The following is a 9641-nucleotide window of genomic DNA, read 5'->3' on the forward strand; positions in this document are numbered from 1 at the left end:
ACTTCTCCCTCCCATTAAAGTAACCTTTTTAATGAAAATCACGCTACTATCTTTTTATATTGATATCCTGTTTTTGTTTTGCCAACAAATTGATACTTAAATATCAAACTTCCCATTTTTATTTCTGTTATAGATCCAACTTCAAACCCAGTTCCGTTCAACTTATCAATAAAATTCTCATTGTGGATTTCCTCTACATTCTCGTCTTCAGAAATACTTATGTAGTTTTTCAAGTGGTCAGGCAACTCATCGACCTCTTTCCAATAATCCAACGCTCGTAAAGCACCAGCACTTAGCCCCGCGTTATTCATAGCTTCTGATACATCATTTCCTGTTACAAATTCACTTTTCCCGTGTAACCAAATTATTTCATATACATTCATTTTCAAACTCTCCATTCTATTTAGCATTGATTACTTTCCTTTGTGTTGCTCATCAAGCAGCTTTCCAAACACTGCTTCCATTCCTTCGCGAGTGACTGCCCAGCTATTTCCTATCTTTCGAATTGTTCCTTCAGGGAAGTCATTTTTCCTTTTTCGTAAAGTGGAATCATCGATATTCCATTTTTCTACTGCCGTTTTTGAATCCATAATCTCAGGATCATTAAGGTTAATTCTCATTTTCACCATCCTTACTCGTATTTACTTTTACTTATCCGATAAACCTATAATATCATTCACGCTGCCGTGATGTCAACATAATTTTTTACGTATTTTAAATATTTTATTCTTTTAAATTACATAATAAAATCACCTTTTCATCAAGTTGCAGTTTAACAATTAGATTACTTGTTAAACATAATATTATAGGTGCAACGTATATACCTTTTATCTCACCACTAACATACAGAATGTTGGTGGTTTTTATAGTTCTCACAAAATGATAGTAATTTTATACTTATTTCTGAATAAATTAAATATAAATGGTAAAAATGAATATTAATTAAAAGTATTGGAGGAAAAACTATGGAACGTAGAAATTCATGGAGTGATGATAACGATTTATTACTAGCGGAGACTGTCTTAAGACATGTTAAAACTGGTAGCACACAGATGAAAGCTTTTGAAGAGGTAGCTTCGAAATTAGAGCGGACAACGGCTGCATGTGCTTTCCGTTGGAACTCTACTGTAAGAAAGCAATATGAACAAGCTGTTAAAGATGCAAAAGAGATTAAACAACATACTAAGAATGCTGAATCTACTGTTGTTATCTCATCAGTTCAACAAGTACAAGAAGAAACGATCGATCAGCAAGTACCTGCTGTTATAGGAAATACTCATTCTTTTGAACATCATCATAACAACTTATTACAGCTACACCAAGCAGCTTTAGTCGAAATAGATCATTTGCGAAATGAAGTTATCATGCTTAACCGCAAATTAAATGAGCAAGCAACTTCTGAAGATCTGTCAGCACTTATGAAGCTCATCGAACATGCAAGAGAACTTGGATTAGTTAAGAACCCTGCTGTGTAAATTCAGGGTTCTTCTTTTTTGTTTAAAATGGACATTTCATCTATAAAATATACTCAACAAAAACTGGAGATCTCAACATACCATTTTTAGTCCAATTCCGTGTCTTCACTCTCACTCTTATCAATGGTTCCATGTATGCAAAATTCTTATCTTCTTTATAAGATAAACGCTGCTTTACACTGTTGAAAGCTTTTTTATGCTCAGGTGTTGCGCCTAACTCGATAATACCTGTTGGTATAAATGTCCCGTCTTCACATTGCATTGATGTTAACCAGCCGAATTCCTTTTTTCGATATCCTGTTATATATGCTTCTGCATAAGTCCAATTAATAACTTTTTGCCATGACCATGAACGTCTATCAATCTCATACACTGAGTTCTTCTTCTTAATAACAATACCCTCAAGATTATGTTGTTTTATAGCTTCAAAATAGTCTAATGAGCTTCCATTAATAGTTCTAACCTTAGTATATCTTTCTGTTTCCACAAAGGAATCTTCCAGTAATTCCTTTCGTCTAACAAGGGATAAACCAGTAACATCAACACCGCGGTATCGAAGGATATCAAAAGCACAAAATGTTACATGTCGTTTATCTTTCTTTGACTGAAATCTACTCATCATTGATTCAAAGTCTGGCTTACCTCGCTCATCAGTTACAATGACTTCACCGTCTAATATAGTTCCTGAAGGTAAATCAATTTCATGCAGCTCTGGAAACTTTGCCGTTACATCATTGTTGTGACGCGTATATAATTTAAGTTGCTCCAAATTGGAAACAATTAATCGGATTCCATCGAGTTTTAATTCTGCCAAATAATCAGGACTATCGAAAGCTTCATTATTTTTTGCATATTGTAATAACATAGGAGAAATGAACATAAATAAATCACCCCATCTAATTGTAACAAGTACAACCCGATAGAGTGAAAGGTAAGTTATGTTATACTTGACTAGGTTTCTCTTTTTTTCTTTGCTTCAGGAAATATTAAGGTTAACAGATTAGAAAGAGCTTCAAATAATGATATTCCAATTATTAATATGTTCAACAAGTTAGATTTAAAAGTCTCAAATGGCTCAAATGCCTTAACACATTGTTGATATTTAGAAAAGTCTTGGAAATCTATGCATTTAGGTATTCCTTCAAAACCAATTTCAAAAGTAAAAGATGCTGTCATCAATGCAATTATTATGTAAAAGATTAACTTAATTACTACGGTTCCTTGTTTTAATACTCTAAATAATGAGCAAAAAAAGATTAATACTACTATCAATATTAGTATCTCAATAGTATCTTCTGTAGTATCATAAACACTGTAACCCAAAGAAGATAACTCTTCATTAAACCTGATGCTTGCTTTATTTATAACGTAAACTAGATATTGACCTAATAGAAGAATAAACGCTATCCTAGTATTTAGAGAGTTTGGGGTTCTCATTCCTCTAAAAAACATAAAGGCAAAAGACATAAAGTAGATTATATTAATATAAAATAAAAATTTCGACTCAATTTTCAAATGTGAAATAATCTGTAAAGAGCCAGACATTAACAATACTATGATAAAATAATTAAATACATCACTTTTAATAACCTTCAAAAAAATATTCTTAATCAATAACAACTCCTATAACAATACAATGGATATAATTGTTATACATTATAGTTAAAGATGATGATACTTGTCCAGTAAATTTATTTACTTAAACTAAACATTCAATTGCTTTTAAAATTGTTATTTCATTGGCATTCTTCTAGTGATCTGGACATTCTAGACAGTTAGGGGAAGTAAGTGGTTTTAACTCTCAGTAGTAACTAGGATCTCTCTAAACCCGTTTACTAAAAGTCTGAACACAACTTTCAATTCTTCTCTTGTACTGCTATTTTATTTTTGCTTTGAAGTTAATCTTCGTGCAAAATTACAATGTCTATTCCATTTTCTTCAAGTAGTGTTAGAATAGTAGAAAACAATAAGGGCGGTTTAATTTCTATGAAAGCAAAATCCTTGCTATTACTTTTAAATTTATTATTTACCTTAATCCTTATAACTGCTTGCGGTAATCAAATTTCTGAAAATGAACCACCTACCATTACTACTACTGCAACTTCTTCTACTATCACCACTCCAACTCCCACACCATCAGAAGCTCAAAAGAAGAAAATCAGAGTCACATATGTTCAGTCTGACAAGCAAACAGCGTCACAAAAAGAAACTCAAGATATGATAGAAAAATCAATACAGTTTCAATATGAACTGACTGAAGCAATACTAAATGAAATGAATGTTGAATATTCATTTGAAAAACTTCCAAACGATAATGACGTCTATACTTCAATTGTAGCTGGAGACTCAGATGCGGCATTTGGTTATCAAACTAATTCGAAAGAAGTAAGGTTTGATTACAGCTACTCATATATGTATGCGATCATTAAGTTTAGTTCATTTGATTATAAAGGATACCATACTTATATTATCAAAAAGGGTAACGCCGAAATCCTAGATATACTTAACGGAGGTATCAAAAAAATAAAAGAAAACGGCAAATACGCAGAAGTTTATAAAAAGTTTTTTGGTGATGATGATTCAAGGTCGATTTTGCAAAAGTAAAATCAACAAGACGTTCATTAGCGAGTCAAGATGAAACAGCTTTTTCATTTGAATTTTTTTCTCATTATACTTTTATACTCAACAATTAGATGTTTTATCTCTTCAAGTATCTTTGCGCCTACTCATTTATTATGATCAGTATATTTTGTACCTTTTAAACTTGGCATTACTTCTCCATGGGATGAAACGTAATAATAAACGATCCCAGTTGAATATGCACTAACCTTATGAATATATCATACCACATTATTTTATATTTTTAAATGTTATTTATATATTTAATTATTAATTTTACCGATATAAGATACGATTTATGGGGAAGTTAAACTATGTTTTGTTCTCCCCATTTGATTCGACTATATCCGTCTTCTGTCTTCTCTTTGGTCATTAACATATTGAAAATGTTCGCGTCAACTCCGAAACGGTCAAATAATTCTTCATTGTTTATATAATCACTTTTCATGTAGAGGTTAAGTGCTTCCTTGCTAAGGATAAGCCGAAGAAGGTTGTTTTCGATAGAGTTTTCATATGTTACATAATGAATTTCCTTATTATCTGATTCGGAATCGAAACGCACAAACCTAGCAGTGAATTGATGTAAACTAGCTCCATTCCAAGATAATTCGGCAACAATAATTTTATTCACATAATTAATACTGATACTACTTGAAAGTGATTGCTGAGTACAAACTAGGATTGGATTTTTTTCTTTTTTCATTTCTACTACCATTTCTTTTCGTTGTTTAAGCGTCATATCTTCCCCTGTAACAACAAATAGTTTTCTATCAGGGAATTGTGCTCTGATATGATTGGCGTAGCTGTAAACGGTTTTCTTGAAGCGACAACCAATAACCACAGGTTCATTGTCCCATTTTTTAATCATTGAAAATACTTTTGCAAATTTAGACGAATATCCTGATCCAGTGTATTCATCAAACAAATGTGAAGCGCTACACGAGCGAATAAGCATATTAAGTTGTTGAATAATTTGCAACATTGCATCCTTACGAGGATTTCCAGTCTTGTATATGTTTCTTGCCATTTCATAGAATTCATCAATAATTCTTTTATATAAAGCCTTCTCATGATTGTTAAATTTACAGGTATCTTGCAGAATCGTAGCAATGGATCTACCTGTAATTTCTTCGAAAGTTCTTGTAATAATTGTTGAATCAATCATATTTTTCAAAACATCTTTATTATATATATGTTGAGAATTACTTGAAGCTCCAAACACTGTTATTTTTTCTGGAATGTGGCTTTCTTGAAATAGCTTTTGACCTTTTGTATATTGTGGGAATGGCTTCATGTAATATTCATTATGTTTCGTAACCAACTCTTTTGTTTTATTGTCTTGTACGTAAGTATACTCACAATGATTAATCATGTTGATTGAAGCATTAAACATAAGATTAAATTGTGGGAATGCTTCCCCTATTGAATTCCGAACGCTAGTTCCTGTGGTTAATAATTTGAATTTAACAGTTTGAAATACATTGATTGTTGCTTTTGCTCTCTTACTTGATACATTTGCAATACTGTCAGACTCATCTAAAATCAAACCTATTTTATTTGCTTTTAATTTGATGAATTTTTTAATCTGTTTTTGATACTTAACTAACATATTTAAAGTAATCAGAACTATGTCACCATTTTTGATGTTGGCTATACTTTTTAGCGAATCAATTTTAAAAAATGGAATTTTAAAATTAGTTAGTGAAGGTTCAAATGTTCCTGCGATTGCAATAGCTGGTGCAACTATAAACATATTACGAATATTATTATGCTTTAATCTGTATTGAGCATAGGCAATAGCTGCAAGACTCTTTCCACCTCCACAGTCCCATTGCAATAGGCTTGAACGCTTCTGTAGCACCTTTCCTATATCTTCCTTTTGTATGGCATTTAATTCGATTACACGCTCATTTTGTTCGTCTAAGAGCTTGAAGTCATTAAGCCATTCTGATATACATGAATTTTTCTGCGCGTCTTGGAATTTTTTTGACTGTCTGTTATATGCCTCATTCTTTCTATTTAATAATTTTTTATAACTCTGATCCTCAAATGGATAAATATCATTGAGAATCATGTCATTGAAACTCATTTCTTTTACTCCTGTAAATTTAGATAAGTAATCTCTGTCCTTTTGAGAATATCCTTTCATTCTCAATCCGTAATTAGTTTTAACGAGGGATATTCTACTTATTTCTTTAATATGTTGATTCTTAATAATGCTCTTCAAATACAATAATACTTTTTCTTTGGTTAATCTTATTTCCATCCACTCAGGAACTGACATTCCTTCAGGTTTTAATTGTGTTCTAAATCTATGGATAGTCTCTGTACACTTAGCATAATGGATTGACGTTTTATTACTACGTTTAATATCAAACAATAGCTTATCAATTTTAAATTGAAACTCTTGTTCCTCTTTTGTGTTATCAATGACCCCAACATTTTCAAAATACAATTTTGCTTTCAGTTTTTCTTTTTGTTCTAAAATTGGTTGAATATATTGACTGTGTATAGTGTTCGCTGTTATAAGTGAAAATTCTCGAAGGTCTAAAATTGGTTGGCTGTTATAAGGAGATTCGGTTATATGTTCACTTTTACGCTGCATAAAGAGAACCTTGGTTTTAAAATTGCTTACTCCGACATTTTTAAACGTATCGTTTGGTAAATTTAGCTGCAACAGAGCATTAAATCTGTGATTGATCATTTCTATATCAGTTTTATTTGAAAATTCATCTGACAAGAAAGATTCAGGAACCACAATACAAAACAATGCGGAAGGTTTTAATAAATCAGCAGCTTTTAAACAATAAAACATTTGACTTGATACTTTTTTACCTTCCCATTGGAACCCATCAAGGTTATACGGTGGATTACCGATGATCAAGTCAAAACGTGTGAGAGGTGAATACTCCCTAATATCTCCTAGAGTTGCATTGACTGAAGGATAAAGGAATTTCTGAACCTTAAAACTTTTTACGTCAATTTCATTTGTGTATATGTTTTCTTTACATGGTAACCAATTTAAAAATGCACCATGTCCAGACGTTATATCGCCAATGATATCATGGATTGATGGATTGAGAGCAATAGACAAAAATCGAGTTAATTCGTAAGGTGTGTAAAACTGCCCTGTTTCTATTTGCTGCTTGGCTTTTGTATACTCATGAAAACTATCATAATCATTGAAGGATAATCCATGAAGATGTCCATCTCCTGTATAAGAGGAAAAAACATCCTGAGTTGAAACATTATATTTAGTTGTGAGATTATTTTCAATAATATGAATGATCTTTTCGTTAATTTCCTTACGTTTATTTTGTGGAATAGTCGTATTTAATATTTGATAAGTCATCTTTGCACCGTTTTCTAGGAGTTAGCACTTACACCAACTCCTATTATGTATTTTATATTTATGCTGATTTTTGAATGTACCCACAATATTCATGAGCAAATTTAGCTGCTAGTTTATTAGTATTAAATTCAATTTCTAGTTTTCCGTTTTTCAAAAACTTAATAGACTTTACACTTTTTATTGTTAAAGGCTCATATCGTTCAAAATTGGCTTGATTGCGCTCATTATCATATCCGCAGTACTTTCCTATCAATTCAACATTACCAGATGTAGAGCCATCTTCGAAATGTTGTAGTGCCTTGAATACTGACTCATGCTTAGAACCTAATCTATATATTTTCCAAATAGAATCATGACGAGCAAAGTATCCATCAAGTATTAATTTAGTATTTTTAATATTTATCTTATCCCCATGACGGAAAATATCTCTAACTTCTTCCTTTATTTCCTGTTCGGCTTTTTCTGTAAAATTATAGCCTCCAAGCTGCAAATATATTTCGTCAATGATTAATTCATAAGTTACACTTAAATCATATTTATTTTGAATTTTTTGATAGTCAATAGTTACACTATAATTTTTCATAAAATAAGAGCAAATATACATTATGAAACTATTTTTCATTTCTATAATTGCTTCTTCATAATCCCATATTCTCATGCTGTGGTAATGTGCTGTTTTCTGCTCATGGATGTACGCTTCTGACTGTCTGCCGAATTTATTCCCATGTTCCTTTGCTTGTGTTGAAATTTCTTGAAGTTGTGCATAAAAGTTGGCGTACGTTGAAACGAGCTTTTTATATATTTCTTCTTGTTCCTTGCAAAATTCCAAGTCATCTGTGGCTATTTTTGAATCTGTTGTTACCTCGATGCTATCAAATTTACTTAGAATGTTATCAAAATTATCAATATTTATTTCTTCTTCCTCCCCTTGTTCTTGACTAATTCCGAAATCATAATATACAACGTTGTCTGGTTCGATTGGTTCCATATCTGTTAGTGCGTATTTTTCGAAAAAGTCATAATACAGCTTTTTGTCTTCTTCTGTTATTGCGTATGCTTTTAAAGTATTGTGATATTGTTCCACTGACATATGAGAAGGTTTTTTGTCAACAGTTAAAAATTGTAGCCAATCTGTAATATGATCTTTAATTGGAGTCTGTTTGTTTTCGTCTTTTTTCTCAACGTCTAAACGTCCCGTGTATGTGTCTCCATCTGTCCAAGTAATGACAAACTTTGTTTTATCGTATCCACCTCTAACATTAGATGCAATAAGTCTCACTGATTCTTCAGCTTCTGCAAATGTAGTTACCGTTAAATTATCTTTGATCATTGAAGATTCAGACCATAAAAAAGTTATTTCTTTTACTTTTATTTTACCATTGATAATTATAGTATCTGTTAACATTTCATTTTCTTGTTCGGGCTGATCTTGTGCTGGTTCTTCTTTCTCATCCTGAGCCTCTACAACATCCTCATTTTCAATTGTTGCTGGCTCCTCTACTGTTATATCATTGAAACTGTCTGTAAACATTGTTGCGAATTTTAAACGATCTGGAGTTTGTTTTGCCCACCATACCGAGCTATATGAAGACCAACGAAAACCCATTGCTTTTAAACCTTCAATAACATTTGTAGATGGTTTAAATTCAAACTTAATTTCGATTCCATTTTTATCATTGTTTATATTTAAGGTTGCTTGATTGTTATTTTGATTGTTGTTATATGTATTAGTTTCGATTTGTACTGTTTCCGCTGCTTCTTCTACTGTCTCAATTGCTGAAGTATTTTGAGCTTCCCACATTCGAGTAATAATTCTATCAAAAGCTCTTCCTCTCCAATATTGATCATTTATTTCATGTTCCTCCATTTGTGCTTCAACTTCTACTTTGAATTCTGCTGTAAAGTTTGGTTGTGCTGTTACATACATATTACCACCACTCAGAATTTCTCCAGTTGCTTCACAACGGCGAACACATGCATATTTATTTGTAATGGCTTCAACTGCTGCTTGAGTAGGAAGGTTATCCCATTCTACATTGATGGATGATCCCATGCTGTAGTTTGACGAACGAACAGAGAACTTAACATTCGGAAATGTTGCTTTTAGTTCTTTGCGGATTTCCTGAGCTACCATTGCTACGCGAGTTTTAGCCATTATAATTGTCTCCTCATGCGCGTTATGCGCTATGTATTTT

8 protein-coding genes are annotated in these 9641 nt (G+C 32.0%); 2 read left to right on the forward strand and 6 right to left on the reverse strand.

The genetic code is table 11. From position 1 onward, the window contains the following. Positions 1–38 precede the first annotated feature (38 nt). The gene (locus tag NV379_RS02455; RefSeq protein ID WP_258205677.1) at positions 39–383 is read right to left on the reverse strand and encodes a hypothetical protein; all 345 of its coding nucleotides are present in this window, start codon (positions 381–383) and stop codon (positions 39–41) included. A gap of 30 nt (positions 384–413) precedes the next feature. Then, entirely contained in the window at positions 414–620 is a 207-nt protein-coding gene (locus NV379_RS02460) for a helix-turn-helix domain-containing protein (protein ID WP_373426065.1), read from the reverse strand. A gap of 345 nt (positions 621–965) precedes the next feature. Here NV379_RS02460 and NV379_RS02465 point away from each other — a divergent pair, with 345 nt between their 5' ends. Beyond that, positions 966–1475 (forward strand): RsfA family transcriptional regulator, encoded by a 510-nt coding sequence (locus NV379_RS02465; RefSeq protein ID WP_258205678.1) that lies wholly within the window; start codon positions 966–968, stop codon positions 1473–1475. 40 nt (positions 1476–1515) lie between these two features. Here the strand turns inward: NV379_RS02465 and NV379_RS02470 are convergent, their stop codons facing one another. Next, positions 1516–2340: an ATP-dependent DNA ligase gene (locus NV379_RS02470; RefSeq protein ID WP_258205679.1), complete on the reverse strand. Its 825-nt coding sequence runs from the start codon at positions 2338–2340 to the stop codon at positions 1516–1518. A gap of 86 nt (positions 2341–2426) precedes the next feature. After that, complete coding sequence (locus tag NV379_RS02475; RefSeq protein WP_258205680.1) at positions 2427–3089, reverse strand: hypothetical protein; 663 nt, start codon at positions 3087–3089, stop codon at positions 2427–2429. A 306-nt stretch (positions 3090–3395) separates the two neighbouring features. Here NV379_RS02475 and NV379_RS02480 point away from each other — a divergent pair, with 306 nt between their 5' ends. Further along, positions 3396–4079, forward strand: coding sequence for a transporter substrate-binding domain-containing protein (locus NV379_RS02480; protein WP_258205681.1), 684 nt, complete (start codon positions 3396–3398; stop codon positions 4077–4079). A gap of 322 nt (positions 4080–4401) precedes the next feature. Here the strand turns inward: NV379_RS02480 and NV379_RS02485 are convergent, their stop codons facing one another. Both NV379_RS02485 and NV379_RS02490 read right to left on the reverse strand, forming a co-directional pair. Then, positions 4402–7446, reverse strand: a complete 3045-nt coding sequence (locus tag NV379_RS02485) for a helicase-related protein (RefSeq protein WP_258205682.1) — start codon at positions 7444–7446, stop codon at positions 4402–4404. A gap of 58 nt (positions 7447–7504) precedes the next feature. After that, positions 7505–9601, reverse strand: a complete 2097-nt coding sequence (locus tag NV379_RS02490; protein ID WP_258205683.1) for an LPD29 domain-containing protein — start codon at positions 9599–9601, stop codon at positions 7505–7507. Positions 9602–9641: the final 40 nt, after the last annotated feature.

This window comes from Paenibacillus radicibacter (genome assembly GCF_024721995.1).
In the GTDB taxonomy this organism is placed as follows: Bacteria; Bacillota; Bacilli; order Paenibacillales; family NBRC-103111; genus Paenibacillus_AM; species Paenibacillus_AM radicibacter.